Source organism: Curtobacterium sp. PhB115 (assembly GCF_003752025.1).
Taxonomy (GTDB): Bacteria; Actinomycetota; Actinomycetes; order Actinomycetales; family Microbacteriaceae; genus Curtobacterium.
On sequence record NZ_RJKR01000005.1, the window covers coordinates 589,085 to 602,837 of the forward strand.

Here is a 13,753-nt window from a genome sequence, read left to right on the forward strand (position 1 = left end):
CCCATGTACATGTTGTTGCTCATCGCGTCCGGCGCACCGGTCGTCGCCGGGATCGGACTCGTGGGCGGAGCGCTCCTCGCCCGTCTCGACTCGGCGCGTCACCACACGGTCGTCCTCGGTGGCGACTGGGCGGCGGTCGTCCGGAGTGACCGGACGCGGGCCAAGTGGGCGGCGGCCGTCGCACTCGCCGGTTGGTTGCTGCCCATCGCCCTCGGCGCCGCGACGCTCGGACTCTTCGAGTGGTGGCCCGACACCCTGCCACTCGCGGCCGGGATCATCGCCGTGGCCGTGACCGCCGTCGCCACCCGGTCGGAACGCGCCCACCGGCACGGAGCCCTGCCCGTGGTGGACTTCCGTCGCCGCAGCGCGTTCTCGATCGCCGCACCGTCGGCCATCGCGGGCGCCGCCACCGCGTTCATCGCCGTCGTGGTCACCGTCGTCGCCGCCGGGGTGGTGTCCTCGCCGGACGAGCTCGGCCGGTACACCGAGTTCACGATGGCGGTGGGCGACGGCAGTGCCGGGACCCTGTTCTTCGGGTGGTACTTCGGCGTTCCGGTGCTCATCGGCGCCGTCGTCCTCGTGGCGCTCACCTGGGCCGGGCTGGCCCGCGTCGCACGACCGCCGCTGGTCGCCGACGAACGGTCCGGCGACGAGTGGCTCCGTCGGCAGCGGGCGTCGGACCTGCTGCGCACCGCGACCGCTGCGCTCTGCGTGACGCTCGGCTCCAGCTGGACGATGATCGCCGGAGCGTCGCAGCTCCGGACCTCGCTGCGCGGGACCGAGGCCGGGACGATCGAGTTCGGGACGTCGTTCGCGGCGGTGGGATCGGTGCTCGGCCCCGCCGCACTCCTCGTCACCGGCGTCGGCGTGGCCCTGCTCGTCGCGATCCTGCTGCGGCGCCGACCCCGCCAACGGCAGGACCTGATCGAGCACGAAGCGGCCGCGGCCCGAGCGTGAACGAAGCGGAGACCGCGCCGGACCCGCGGTCGGGCGCGGACGGCATCGCCGACCACTTCCGAGGCCTCGTCGCCGCCGGGATGCTCGCCGCCGGTGATCGGCTCCCGTCGGTGCGGCAACTCGCACGCGACCTCGGGGTCGCTCCGGGAACGGTCGCGAAGGCCTTCCAGCGCCTCGAGTCCGAGGGGCTGGTCACCGCACGGCACGGCTCCGGCACCCGTGTCGCCGAGCGCCGGGGGGCGTTGCCGCCCCCCGTCCTAGTGGCACTCCGACGAGCCGTCGACGAAGCGGACCGCCACGGCGTCGTCGGCGAGGACCTCCGTGCCGCACTCGACGCGATGTGGAACGCCACGCGTCCGTGATCGACTGCGCCGGGTAGGACTACCTCCGGCCCACCGCGCCGATCGTGACGGGCAGCTCCGCACCGGCCTGGTCACCACCGTGCGACTGCACGGACAGCGTGGCAGCGCCGGTCGGCAGGTCCTCGGGCAGGTCGAACGCGCCACGCACGGTGTCGAGGTCGCCGCTCGGCTCGGGCCGGCCGATCAGCACGTCCTTCCCGGTGGACTCGGGCGTGATCGTCACGGTGACGTCGTCGGCCGGACGGGATGTCCCACCGGTGTCCTCGCACGTCTGCCACATGTGGTCGACGCTGAGCCGGACCACTCCCCCGGGCTCGAGGGTCGACTCACCCAGGTCGATCGTCGTGCCGGCACAGGACCCGGCAGCGCTCGTCGCGCACCCGCTCAGGGCAGCCGCGACGAGGGCCGTCACGACCACCGCCCCCGACACCCACCCGCGAGACCGCTCCACGACACCCAGCGAAGCACGGACCGTCGGGGCGCCGGGTGACGATCGGGTGACGGGCCGACCGCCGTCAGACCGCCCCGGACAGGTCGGCCCCACGCGTCACCACGTCGTCGGCGACCTCGCGCAGCCCGCGCCCGGCACGTCCTGCCGCCTTCCGGAGCACCTGGAACGCCTCGTCGATGCCGATGGACCGCCGGTGGGCGAGCGCACCCTTGGCCTGCTCGACCGTCACCCGCGCGTCGAGCGCGTCGGCGACCTGCTCGTCGAGGGTGAGCAGCCGCCCCTCGACCCGCTGGCGGACGAGTGCGGCTGAGGCGGCGTCGGCGAGCAGCTGGATGAGCACCACGTCCCGGTCGTCGTGTCCCCGGTCGTGGTCGGCGAAGACGCAGAGCGATCCGATGGTGTCCTGGCGCAGCCGGATCGGTTCGGCGAACGTGCCGACGAGCCCGCGTTCGCGCAGGGTCTCGACGAACGCCGGCCACCGCGCTGCGTGCGTCCTGACGTCCGGCACGTCGATCGACTTCCCGCTGCGGTAGCAGTCGAGGCAGGCACCCTGACCCGTCCCGAGCTGCGCTTCCTCGGCGTCACTGCTGCGCTCACTGGTGGACGCGATGACGCGGAGCACCCCGGATCCGTCCGCGAGGACGATCCCGGCCTCGGTCGCCGAGGTGAGTCGCACGCAGGCGTCGATGACGCGGTCCGTGGCGTCGAGGACCGCGAGGTCGGGCGCGAGGACCTCACGCAGTCCGCCGGTCAGCTGCTCGAAACGGTCGGCGCCGCCACGGGGATCATCGGTGGTCATGCCCCGAACGTACGGGGTGACGCGTCACGCGCGTTCCAGGATCGCGTCGCGGTGGTCGCGACCGACGGACGGACGGGAGGCACGGTGCCAGCTGGCACCGTGCCTCCCGTCCGCAGTGTGGTCAGGTGCTCACTCCGTGGTCGAGACCCAGTCGATGAGCAGGTTCCCGGAGTCGCCCCAGTTCCCGGTCTGGAACATGAAGCGGTGCGCCGTGGTCGGCACGTCGTGGGTGATCGTGCCGAGGACCTTGCCGTCGACGCTGTAGGTCACCGACTCGCCCGGCTTCCAGTCCACCGTGTAGGTGTGCCAGTCGCGCCACGAGACACCGGTGCCGAGCTGGACGCGGTCCGCCTCGTTCCCCGGGGTCATCGAGTGGTGGAACACGGACGGGCTCGACTCGAAGTTGCCCTCGGGGAAGTCGATCTCGCCGTCGGACCAGGTGCCCGAGGTCGGCCAGAGCATGAAGGCCGCGCCGTTGCCGTCGCCGCCGGTCGCCTTGGCGCGGACGGAGAACGAGCCCCCGACGTGGCCCCAGGCGCCGTCGACGGTGCCGAAGGTGCCGGCTGCTCCGGCGCCGCCGAGCTGGACGTCCATCACGCCGTCGTGCACCGAGACGGTCTTGCTCGGCTCGTAGATGCCGGACGTGCCGTCCGGGTACGGCTGCCACGACTGTGGGTACACAGCGGTGACCTGGCCGGCGGCCGCGTCGGTGTCGAAGGTCTCGACGAACGAGGCGTCGGGGACGTCCGACGAGTCGGCTTCGGCGTCGGCCTCGGGAGCGGTGGCCGCTTCCTCTGCCTCGGGCGAGGCGGTGGGTGCGGGCTCGGCGTCCTCGGCCGGGGCGGGCGTCTCCTGGTCGACGACCGGCGCGGAGTCCGGGGTCGCCGTCGTGTCGTCCGTGGGCTCGGGCTCGGACGTCTCGGAGGGGGTCGGCGTGGGCGTGACGTCGGCGTCCGGCGTCACGGTCGGGGTGGGTGTCGGGCGGGAGTGGTGGTGACCGCTCCACCCCCACCAGGTCTGGGCGGAGGCGGCGGTGGGGACGCCGATGACGAGTGCGCCGGCTGCTGCGGCGGCGAGGATGGCGCGTCGGGCGTTCATCGGGAGTTCCGTTCGACGAGGGTCAGGGGAGTCGTGTCGCGCATGGGCGTGCACGTGCTTCGAGTGGCGATGTCGGGTTCCTCGGGGGCTCGGGCGCGAGGTTCGGCGCGGGGGTTCGGGGACGGACGGAGGCGTGCCGAATGGGTTTCGGTGACACGTCCGCGAACATCATGCATCATCTGTGCCCTGTTTGGGGGGTCCTGGAGGTGACCCGTTCGCGAACGACCGCTGGCCGGGGCTGGTGTCCCGGCCAGCGGCCGCGCAGCGTCACTCGACCGGCGTGCTCGACCACCCCACGATTCGCTGGTCGTCGGCGGTGACCTCGTGCACCGGCCCCGTGACGGTGACCGTCGCACGGTCCGTGGCGGAGCCGGGGACGGGCCGGCGGACCGGACCGTCGCCGGACGCGACGATCCCACCTGCCTGCACCGGGCCTCCAGGCCGTGACGCCGCCGCGTGGGACGCGACCCAGACCTGGACGTCACCGGGCTCGACCACCTTGCGCATGCCGCGGTCGGTGAACGCGAAGCGCTGGACGGGGACGCGGAAGCGCACCCGGGTCGACTCCCCGGCACCGAGCGCGACGCGGGCGTAGCCGAGCAGCTGGACCTCCGGCCGGGTGACCGTGGCGTGCACGTCGTGCCCGTAGAGCTGGACGACGTCCTCGCCGGACCGCTCCCCCGTGTTCCGGACGGTCACCGACGCCTCGAACACGGCGTCCGAGGGCACGCTGTCGTCGACGACGAGGTCCTCGTACGCGAACGACGTGTACCCGAGGCCGAAGCCGAACGGACGGACCGGGGTGGAGTCCGCGGCCGTGACGTCGGACGGGCCACCGAGCCGCGGGTGCAGGTACGTGTAGGGCTGCGCACCGGCCGCTCGCGGAAGGGAGACGGGCAGTCGGCCGGACGGCGACGCCGCCCCGGTGAGCAGGTCGGCGACGGCCAGGCCACCGCCCTCCCCCGGGAAGAACGCCTGCACGACGGCCGCCGGCCGGGCGCGGACGCCGGGCCGCGCGTCGGTGTCGTCCGCGTCGTCGTCGAGCGCGTCGGCGCCGTGCACGTCGGTGCCGTCCACGTCGGCGTCGAGCGCCCACCCGATCGCGTACGGCCGGCCGGTCAGCAGCACCATGACGGTCGGGGTGCCGGTGGCGACGACGGCCTCGACGAGTTCACGCTGCACACCGGGCAGGTCGAGCGACTCGGTGTCGTTGCCCTCGCCGACGGTGCCGCGCCCGAACAGGCCGGCCTGGTCCCCGACGACGACCACCGCGACGTCCGAGGCGGACGCGACCGCGACCGCGTCGGCGAACCCGTCTCGGTCGGAACCGGTGACGGCCGACCCCGCTGCGAAGCGGACCGCCGACGGGCCGAGCGCGTCCGTGAGCGCCTCGCGCACGGTCGGGATCTCGAAGCCGAGCGGCAGGTCCGGGTGCGACGCGAGCACGTGGTTCGCGAACGAGTAGCAGCCCTGCAGCGCCTCGGCCCGGTCGGCGTTCGGACCGATCACGGCGACCGAGGCCCCCGGACGGAGCGGGAGCACGGCGTCGTCGTTCGACAGGAGCACGAGCGACCGAGCGGCCAGCTGCTTCGCGAGCGAGCGGTGCAGCGGGGTGTCGAGGTCGATGTCGGTCGGTGGTTCGTCCTCGAACACGTCGGGGTCGAGCAGGCCGAGTCGCTCCTTCTGCCGCAGGACACGCAGGACGGCCCGGTCGACGAACGCCTCGTCGAGCAGTCCGGACCGGACCCGGTCGACGAGCGGCGCCAGGTACGCGTCGCCGGTCGGCAGTTCGACGTCGATCCCGGCCTCGAGCGCCAGCCCGGCGGCCTCGCCGCGGTCGGCGGCGATGCCGTGCATCACCTCGAGGAACGCGACCGAGAAGTAGTCCGCGACGACGGTGCCGTCGAACCCGAGCTCGTCGCGGAGCACCCCGGTGAGCAGTTCGGTGTTCGCGGCGACGGGCACGCCGTCGATCTCGGCGTACGAGTTCATCACGCTGCGCGCCCCGCCGTCCCGCACTGCCATCTCGAACGGCGGCAGGAACACGTCGGCGACCTCACGGGCCCCGACGTGCACGGGCGCGTGGTTCCGCCCCGCCTGCGACGCCGAGTAGCCGAGGAAGTGCTTGAGGGTCGCGTCGACCCCGGCGGACTGCAAGCCACGCACGTAGGCGGTGCCCACCGTGCCGACCAGGTACGGGTCCTCGCCGATGCACTCGTCGACCCGTCCCCACCGCGGGTCCCGGATCACGTCGAGCACCGGTGCGAGGCCCTGGTGCACCCCGAGCTGCCGCATCGACGACCCGATCGCGGCGCCGACCTGCTCGACGAGCTCCGGGTCGAAGGACGCGCCCCACGCCAGCGGCGTCGGGAACGTGGCGGCCTTCCACGCGGCGAGGCCGGTGAGGCACTCCTCGTGCACCAGCGCCGGGATGCCGAGGCGGGTCTCGCGCTTGAGGCGTCGCTGCTCGGCCCACAGCCACGCAGCACGCTCGTCGGGTTCGACGGGGCGGGTGCCGTAGACGCGGGTGAACTGACCGATGCCGTCGCGGGTGATGTCGGCGAGCGTCGTGCCCGCCTGTGTGGCGGCCATCTCGCCCTGCATCGGTGCGACGACGCCGTTCTGGTCGAGCCAGTAGCCGACGAGTTGCGCCGCCTTCTCCTCGAGGGTCATCGCGGCGAGCAGGGTGGTCGGGCGATCGGCGCTGATCGCGTCGGCGCTGGCCGTCGCGTTGCGTTCTGCCTGGAGGCGCGGCTCGCGTCCGGTGGTCCGGGTCGCGTCCGTCGCGGTCACCCCTTCACCGCCCCGGTGAGGCCGCCGACGATGCGGCGCTGGAAGATCGTGAAGAAGACGAGCGCCGGGATCATCGACATCGACGTGAACGCCAGGACCTTGGCCGTGTCGACGGAGTACTGCGACGAGAACGCCTGGACGCCGAGCGGCAGGGTGTAGCTGCCCTCGTGGTTCAGGATGAACAGCGGCAGGATGTAGCTGTTCCAGCTCGCGATGAACGCCAGGATCCCGACGGTCACGACGCCGGGCAGCGACAGCGGCACGATCATTCGGAAGAAGAACCCGAGGCGGCTCGCACCGTCGATCGACGCTGCCTCTTCGAGCTCGTCCGGGATCGCCCGCAGGAACGGCACGAGGATGATCACGGTCGTCGGCAGCGCGAAGGCGATCTGCGGCAGGATCACCCCGGCCAGGCTGTTCGTCAGACCGAGGTCCTTGACGAGCAGGTACAGCGGCGTGATGGCGACGGTGATCGGGAACATCAGCCCGGCGGCGAACAGGGCGTACAGCGCACCGCGCCCGGCGAACCGGTAGCGGGCGAGCACGAAGCTCACCATCAGGCCGAGCACCACGACGCCCGCCGTGGTCGTCACGGCGGAGATCGTCGAGTTGGCCAGCTGCTGCCAGAAGATGCCGCTCGACAGCACGGCGCCGTAGTTGCCGAACTCGAACGGAGCCGGCAGGCCGGCAGGGCTCGTGGTGATCTGCGAGTTGGTCCGGAAGCCACCCAGCACGATGTAGAGCACCGGTGCGAGGTTCGCGGCGACGAACAGGATCGCCACGACGTAGGTCAACGGGTTCGCGCGGCCGATGGCGGCGCTCGACCGGCGGTCCCGCGCGGCCCGGCGCCCGGGGGCGACGATGGTCGTGGTGGCCATCAGTTCTTCCTCTCGGTCAGTGCGCCGGCGGTGTCCCGCCGGAGCACGAAACGCTGGTAGATCAGGGCGACGGCGAGCGAGATCACGAACATCACGACGGCGACGGCACTGCCGAAGCCGAAGTTGCCGGACGTGCGGCCGTTCGCCACCATGTACGTCGCCATCGTCGAGGTCCCCGCCGTCGAGGCGATGTACTGCCCCCAGATGATGTAGACGAGGTCGAAGAGCTGGAGCGACCCGATGATCGACAGGAACGCCCAGATGCGGATCGTCGGACCGAGCAGCGGCAGGGTGATGCGCCGCTGGATCTGCCAGTAGCCGGCACCGTCGATGGCCGCCGCCTCGAAGAGCTCCTCGGGGATGCTCTGCAGGCCGGCGAGGAACAGGATCACCGCGAAGCCGATGTACTTCCACGAGATGATCACGAGCAGGGTCCAGATCGCGATGTCCGGGTTCGAGAGCCAGTCGGCCCGCAGCCCGCCGAGCCCGATGCCCTGGAGCAGGTCGTTCACCGCGCCGTTCGACTGGAGCATGAGGCTCCACCCGGTGCCGACGATCACCTCGGAGATGACGTACGGCACGAAGACCAACACGCGGACGAGCCCGCGGCCGTGCATCTTCTGGTTGAGCAGCAGCGCGAGCACGATGGCGATCGGCCCCTGCAGCACCAGTGAGAGCACGACGATGAAGCCGTTGTGCATCAGGACCGCGTGGAACGCCTTGTCCTGGAAGATGATGATGTAGTTCTGCAGCCCCACGAAGTCGGTGGGTGGGCCGTAGCCCTGCCACTTGAAGAAGCCGTAGTAGGCGGCGAGGCCCACTGGCAGGATCACGAACGTCACGAAGACGATGACGGCGGGTCCTGCGAGGACCGCGATCTCGACGCGCTTGCGCCAGTCCGCGATGCGGCGCGTGGACCGCCGACCGGCGGGGAGCGGCGTACCGCTCCCCGCCGGGGACGTCCCCGCGGCCGTGTCCGACCCGGTGGCCGGAGTCGTACCGAGCGAGGTGTCGAGGGTCATGCTCAGCCCTTGGCCGCAGCCTGGTTGGTGGTCTCCACGATGTCCTTCGCGCTGCCCTTGCCGGCGAGCAGGTCGACGACGCTGGTGTTCAGCGCGTTGCCGACGTTCTGGCCGTACAGGGTGTCGAGGTACTGCGAGACGAACGGAGCGTCCTTGTAGGCGGCGAGCGCGGACTTCAGGTAGTCCGAGTCGACGACGGACTGGGCGTCCTGGTTGACGGGGATGGCGTTGAAGGCGGTGTAGTACGCCTCCTGGTTGTCCTTCTGGACGATGAAGTTGAGGAAGTCGGTGCACGCCTTCTTCGGGGCCTTCGCCGAGCAGGAGTTGCCGTCGACGCCGCCCATCATCGACTTCGGGTCACCCTTGCCACCGTCGATCGTGGGGAACGGGAACCAGCCGAGGTCGGCCAGCGGCTTGCCGTCCGGGGTGAGCGATGCGATCACACCCGGGTCCCACGCACCCATGAGTTCCATGGCCGCCTTGTGGTTCGCCAGGAGACCGGCGGAGCTGCCGGCACCCTGCTGCGCCGCGGTGGTCAGGAAGCCGTTGTTGAACGGCTTCGTGGCGTTGAAGTCCTCGAGCTGCTCGCCCGCCTTCGTCCAGCACGCGTTGTCGAACTCCAGCGACTTCGCGGCGCCCTCGAGCGTCTTCTGGCTGCACTCGCGGAGCGCGAAGTTGTAGTACCAGTGCGCGGCCGGCCAAGCGTCCTTCGCGCCGACGGCGACCGGGTCGATGTCCTTCGCCTTGAGCTTGGCGATGTCGTCGTTCAGCTCGTCCATCGTGGTCGGAGTGCCCTCGATGCCGGCCTGCTCGAACAGGTCCTTCGAGTACCAGATGCCCTCGGGCAGCACTGCGCCCGGCATGGCGTAGGTGCCGCCGTCCTTCTCGTAGCCCGCGAAGGTACCGGCGCTGATCGACTTCTTCGCGTCGGCGCTGATGGAGTCGGAGATGTCCATGAGCTGCCCGGCGGCGATCATCGCGTCCATCTTGCCGCCGCCGCGCTGCAGGAAGATGTCCGGTCCGTCGCCGGAGTTGAGCGCGGTCTGGAGCTTGCCGTCCAGGTCCTCGTTCTGGATCGCCTGGGTCTTGATGGTGACGTTCGGGTACTTCTTCTCGAACGCCTTGACCGTCGAGGCCCAGTAGGCCTTGCCCGGTCCGGTGGTGGAGTTGTGCCAGAAGGTCATCGTGACCTTGCCGTTGCCGTCGTCGGCGGCATCGCTGCCCGCCGAGCAGCCTGCGGCCACCAGCGCTGTCGCCCCGATCAGCGCGATGGCTGCCGCGGCACGGATCTTCCTCGTCATCGTGGATCTCCTGAGTGTCGTCGTTGACATGTGGCGACATCGACTGCCGCTGCGGAGAGCGTGCCAGGTGATCCCCCGCGTTGTCAATCGATATCGATAACGTTTTCTACGCTCATTTCGTCGCGGTACAGCGGTACGGTGAGCACATGGACTCGGCCCTCGGAGCGCGTCCCGGTACCGGCCGGGTGACGATCGGCGACGTCGCACGGGTCGCCGGGGTCTCGATCCCCACGGTGTCCAAGGTGATCAACCAGCGCGACGGCGTGGCTCCGGCGACGATGCTCCGGGTGCAGCAGGTGGTCGAGGACCTCGGTTACGAGACCTCGTTGGTCGCCCGCAGCCTGCGGAGCTCGCGCACCGGGGTCGTCGGGATCCTCGTGCCCGAGTTCGAGCCGTTCTCGACGGAGCTCCTCCGGGGCATCTCCCGCGCGGCGACCGGCACCGGCTACGAGCTGCTCGCCTACGCCGGGCTCATGACCGGTGCCGACCGGCCCGGCTGGGAACGCCGGTCGTTGTCCCGGCTGTCCGGCACCCTGATCGACGGCGCGATCGTCGTCACCCCGACCACGGCGCTGTCGAGCTCGTCGATCCCCGTCGTGGCGATCGACCCGCACACCGGCCCGGAGGGGCACGCCACCGTCGACGCCGACAACGAAGCCGGTGCCGTCCAGGCCGTCGAGCACCTGCTCGCCCTCGGCCACACCCGCATCGCGCACCTGCAGGGCCGCGCCGACCTCGCGTCCGCGCAGCTCCGTGCCGCCGGCTACCGCTCAGCGCTGGCGGCCGCCGGCATCACCGTCGACGAACGGCTGCTGTGCGACGGCGGGTACCAGGAGGACCAGTCCGCCGCCGTCGCCCGCGAGTTGTTGTCGCTGACGGACCGGCCGACCGCGGTGTTCGCCGCGAACGACTCGTCGGCGATCGGCGTGCTCCGCGCCGCCGCGGAGCTCGGACTCCGGGTGCCCGAGGACCTGTCGGTGGTCGGGTTCGACGACGTCCCGCAGGCAGCCATCACCACCCCGCCGCTCACCACCGTGTCGCAGCCGCTCGCCGAGCTCGGGTCCCGCGCGGTGGAGATGCTCCTGACGATGCTCCGGGGCGAGGTCGCGTCCGACCACGTCCGGCTCCCGACCACCCTGCGCGTCCGGCAGAGCACCGGGCCGGTGCCCGCGGGCAGGACCTGACGACGGGCTAGTCCCCGGTCTGGCCGTGGGGCGCAGCGACGGGCTTCGACTGGCTCGATCCGCGCTGCCGGAGGTACACGGTCGCCCAGACCATGACCGAGATCACCAGGAACTCGGACTGCCAGTTCTGCATCGACTCGAACCAGAACTGACTGGTGCCGAGGTACTGCCACGCGGTGACGACGGCGGCACCGTGCTCGACCTGCTCCTCGTTGAACGCCGCCGCTCCCCCGATCACGTGCCCGACGACGCTGCCGGCGAACAGCACGCCGAACAGGATCAGCAGGGAGTTCTCGTACAGGGCGAGCGCGACACCGCCCCGGCGGACCGGCCACGGCGCGCGTGGGTCGTCGGCGTGCTCTCGCGGGTCGGCGTCCTGGGGTGCGTCGTCGTCGAGCGACTTCGACTCGCTCGACCCCTTCTGGAACAGGAAGGTGGTGAGCACGACGTACGAGCCCATCTGCAGGAACTCGCTCTCCCAGTTCTCGAACGTGGCCTCGGCGAAGTCACCGCTCGACAGGAACGCCCAGAGCGACTCGGCGGCCTGCCCGTGCAGCAGCGCGTCGTGGCTCGCGACCCGCCACCCGGCGAACACCATCCCGACGAAGCACGACAGGAACACGACCGCGTTCGCGACGAGCAGTCCGTTCCGGCGGAGCCACGACCACTCGTCGGGACGCTTCCGCAGCAGCACGCTCATCTGTGGGGCCGCAGTCTCCCGGGTCCGACCGGCAGCACCCCGGCGCGGTACTCGAGCGCGTCGGACGTCCCGTCCGCGGTGACCGTGGCCCGCGCGTCGCCGAACCGCCAGACCCGGTTGAACAGGTACACGCCGATCTCGGTGCCGCCCTCGTCCGGTACCGCCCAGGTGCCGCGCCCCCACTGCGCCGGGTGCCCGACCCCGTCGATCGTCACGGTCGGGCGGGCGAACCACGTCAGGGGCGGTCGGACGATCCGGAGTTCGACGCGTCGTCGTGTCGTCCCCGAGGGCAGCGGTGCATCCACGTGTGCAGCCTACGGTCCCGCCGTCAGCGCCGGAGCGTCTGCTTCGGGTACTCCCCGAAACGCTCTGCGTAGGACGCCGAGAACCGTCCGAGGTGTGCGAACCCCCACCGCCGGGCGACGTCCCCGATCACGCCGGCCTGGGGATCGAGCTCGAGCAGTTCGGCACGCACCCGGTCCAGCCGGACGCCTCGGAGGTACGTCAGCGGTGACACGTCGAACACCCGTCGGAACGACTCCTGCACCGATCGCACGCTCAACCCGGCCACCGCCGCGAGGTCCGCGATCGTCACGGTCTCGGACGCGTGGGTGTGGATGTGCTCGACGGCGGCCCGGAGCCGGGCGTTCCGCGGCAGGCCGAGCACCGGGGGCAGGTCGTCGAGCGCCGGCGGGAAGGTGTCCAGGAACGCGACGACCGCCGCGGCCTTCGCGTCCTCCCACGCCGCGGACCCGGGCCCGGCGACCCGGAGCGCCCGGGACAGCGCCCCGAGCGATGCGTGCCACTGCCGGAGCACGTCGGGATCGGGCTCGCGCGTGTGGTCGAAGGACAGCGGCCGCGACCCGACGCCGAGTCGCTCGGCCGCCACGCGGTGCACGAGGGCACGGTCGAAGTGCACCAGGCGCTGGTCGTAGTCGGCTGCCAGGAAGACGAAGTCGTGGTCGGTCGGGAAGAGCGTCGGCGCGTCGGGACGGAGGTCCACCTGCTGCCCGAGCACGTCGAGCTGCGCGCTGCCCGCCGTGATCCACGTCGCCACGTAGTCACGCCCCAGCGGCACCTCGCCGCGCAGGAACCCGCGCATCTGCGAGCGCCGGATGCTCACCTCGGAGTCCCCGACCGCGGTGTACCGGTAACTGAACGGGCCGTCGGTCGGCCGCGCGAACCACGGCTCGGCGCCGAGCGCCCCCGCGAGGTCTCGTGCAGCGGACTCCGGGTCGCTCCCGGAGAGCTCGAACCGGACCGACTCGACCACCGGTTCGTCGGGCCGTTCGACGTCGATCGGGTCAGCCACGACGCGCCGATTCCACGAGGGATGTCCGGATCACGTCATCTCGCTCGTTATCTGGATACGCTGTCGGGGTGAGTGCGGCGTATCGTGACGCGGAACCGATCCGCACAGAGGGGGCGCTCCTGTGAGCGATCTCGACCTGGACGCCGCCCTGACCCGACTCGAGGCCGCGGTGGCCGACCTCCGCGGTCGACTGCGCGACCAGCTGGGCGTCTCCGGCGGCGACCTGACGGTGCTGCAGTACGTGGCCCGGGCAGAGGAAGCGGGTCGGACGGTTCGCGTGAAGGACCTGTCGAAGCACCTGGGCCTGACCGGTCCGGCGGTCACCGGGATGGTCGACCGACTCGAGCGCAACGGCCACCTCAGCCGCATCCCCAACCCTGCCGACGGCCGGAGCAGGCACATCGAACTGACCGACGCGGCCAGGCTCGACTACTCGCACGCCATGGACGGCACGAACAAGCACCTGCACGAGCTGATGGCCTCCTTCTCGGATCGGGACAGGGTCCGCTTCGTCCGGATCGTCGATCGCATCGTCGCGGCCATCGACCTCGGTGCAACGGGCCCCTGACGGCAGGTTACGGGCGCGGATGATCACGCCCAGACGATTGTCCGTCAAGCGCAGTTGGGTAACTTCCCTACCTATCTTGCCGGACGTCGAGCGTTCTCGCCCGTAGGTTCTCCTTCGGATGCCCCCACACGGGGGTCATCCGTGCCGACCACGGAGAACGGGGAGGATCATGAGCACCTACGAGACGCAGCCGGACATCGACCCGGTCCGCATCGAGACCTTCCGCCGGATGCGCAAGCGCTGGAAGTACGGCGAGCTGCAGGAAGCACCCGGCCTGACCGACGACTGCTTCACGGACACCGCCCGGGACCCGCGTCGACGCTGATCA

At 71.2% G+C, this 13,753-nt stretch carries 15 protein-coding genes; 5 read left to right on the forward strand and 10 right to left on the reverse strand.

What is annotated here, in order from left to right; all coding sequences use genetic code 11:
* The first annotated feature begins 3 nt into the window (after positions 1-3).
* Together EDF19_RS03000 and EDF19_RS03005 are read left to right on the forward strand one after the other, a co-directional pair.
* On the forward strand, positions 4-957 hold the full coding sequence (locus tag EDF19_RS03000) for a hypothetical protein (protein ID WP_123679427.1): 954 nt from the start codon (positions 4-6) through the stop codon (positions 955-957).
* On the forward strand, positions 954-1,319 hold the full coding sequence (locus EDF19_RS03005) for a GntR family transcriptional regulator (protein ID WP_260216879.1): 366 nt from the start codon (positions 954-956) through the stop codon (positions 1,317-1,319). Before EDF19_RS03000 ends, EDF19_RS03005 begins: the two co-directional genes overlap by 4 nt.
* 19 nt (positions 1,320-1,338) lie before the next feature.
* Here EDF19_RS03005 and EDF19_RS03010 read toward each other — a convergent pair whose 3' ends face one another.
* The 7 genes from EDF19_RS03010 to EDF19_RS03040 form a co-directional block, all read right to left on the reverse strand.
* The gene (locus tag EDF19_RS03010; protein ID WP_148071015.1) at positions 1,339-1,770 is read right to left on the reverse strand and encodes a hypothetical protein; all 432 of its coding nucleotides are present in this window, start codon (positions 1,768-1,770) and stop codon (positions 1,339-1,341) included.
* Between the two features lie 64 nt (positions 1,771-1,834).
* Positions 1,835-2,569: a GAF and ANTAR domain-containing protein gene (locus EDF19_RS03015; protein ID WP_123679429.1), complete on the reverse strand. Its 735-nt coding sequence runs from the start codon at positions 2,567-2,569 to the stop codon at positions 1,835-1,837.
* Positions 2,570-2,698: 129 nt separating this feature from the next.
* The gene (locus tag EDF19_RS19345; protein ID WP_260216880.1) at positions 2,699-3,667 is read right to left on the reverse strand and encodes a glycoside hydrolase family 16 protein; all 969 of its coding nucleotides are present in this window, start codon (positions 3,665-3,667) and stop codon (positions 2,699-2,701) included.
* Between the two features lie 267 nt (positions 3,668-3,934).
* Positions 3,935-6,460: a beta-glucosidase gene (locus tag EDF19_RS03025; protein ID WP_395859404.1), complete on the reverse strand. Its 2,526-nt coding sequence runs from the start codon at positions 6,458-6,460 to the stop codon at positions 3,935-3,937.
* Positions 6,457-7,338, reverse strand: coding sequence for a carbohydrate ABC transporter permease (locus tag EDF19_RS03030; protein WP_123679430.1), 882 nt, complete (start codon positions 7,336-7,338; stop codon positions 6,457-6,459). The genes EDF19_RS03025 and EDF19_RS03030 overlap by 4 nt, the downstream gene beginning before the upstream one ends.
* Positions 7,338-8,360 (reverse strand): carbohydrate ABC transporter permease, encoded by a 1,023-nt coding sequence (locus EDF19_RS03035; protein ID WP_123679431.1) that lies wholly within the window; start codon positions 8,358-8,360, stop codon positions 7,338-7,340. The genes EDF19_RS03030 and EDF19_RS03035 overlap by 1 nt, the downstream gene beginning before the upstream one ends.
* Positions 8,361-8,362: 2 nt before the next feature.
* A complete protein-coding gene (locus EDF19_RS03040; protein WP_123679432.1) occupies positions 8,363-9,661 on the reverse strand; it encodes an ABC transporter substrate-binding protein in 1,299 nt (432 codons plus the stop codon).
* Between the two features lie 146 nt (positions 9,662-9,807).
* Between EDF19_RS03040 and EDF19_RS03045 the strand changes: the two genes are divergently transcribed.
* Entirely contained in the window at positions 9,808-10,845 is a 1,038-nt protein-coding gene (locus EDF19_RS03045; RefSeq protein WP_123679433.1) for a LacI family DNA-binding transcriptional regulator, read from the forward strand.
* Between the two features lie 7 nt (positions 10,846-10,852).
* Here the strand turns inward: EDF19_RS03045 and EDF19_RS03050 are convergent, their stop codons facing one another.
* Genes EDF19_RS03050 through EDF19_RS19280 form a run of 3 tightly spaced genes read right to left on the reverse strand, consistent with a single transcriptional unit; the run spans position 10,853 to position 12,857 of the window.
* On the reverse strand, positions 10,853-11,545 hold the full coding sequence (locus EDF19_RS03050) for a DUF6766 family protein (protein ID WP_123679434.1): 693 nt from the start codon (positions 11,543-11,545) through the stop codon (positions 10,853-10,855).
* Positions 11,542-11,850, reverse strand: a complete 309-nt coding sequence (locus EDF19_RS03055; protein WP_260216881.1) for a hypothetical protein — start codon at positions 11,848-11,850, stop codon at positions 11,542-11,544. The genes EDF19_RS03050 and EDF19_RS03055 overlap by 4 nt, the downstream gene beginning before the upstream one ends.
* A gap of 23 nt (positions 11,851-11,873) precedes the next feature.
* Entirely contained in the window at positions 11,874-12,857 is a 984-nt protein-coding gene (locus EDF19_RS19280; protein ID WP_221180609.1) for a helix-turn-helix domain-containing protein, read from the reverse strand.
* 121 nt (positions 12,858-12,978) lie between these two features.
* Here EDF19_RS19280 and EDF19_RS03065 point away from each other — a divergent pair, with 121 nt between their 5' ends.
* A complete protein-coding gene (locus EDF19_RS03065; RefSeq protein WP_123679435.1) occupies positions 12,979-13,425 on the forward strand; it encodes a MarR family winged helix-turn-helix transcriptional regulator in 447 nt (148 codons plus the stop codon).
* Positions 13,426-13,594: 169 nt separating this feature from the next.
* Positions 13,595-13,750, forward strand: a complete 156-nt coding sequence (locus tag EDF19_RS18960) for a hypothetical protein (RefSeq protein WP_185022639.1) — start codon at positions 13,595-13,597, stop codon at positions 13,748-13,750.
* Positions 13,751-13,753 lie beyond the last annotated feature (3 nt).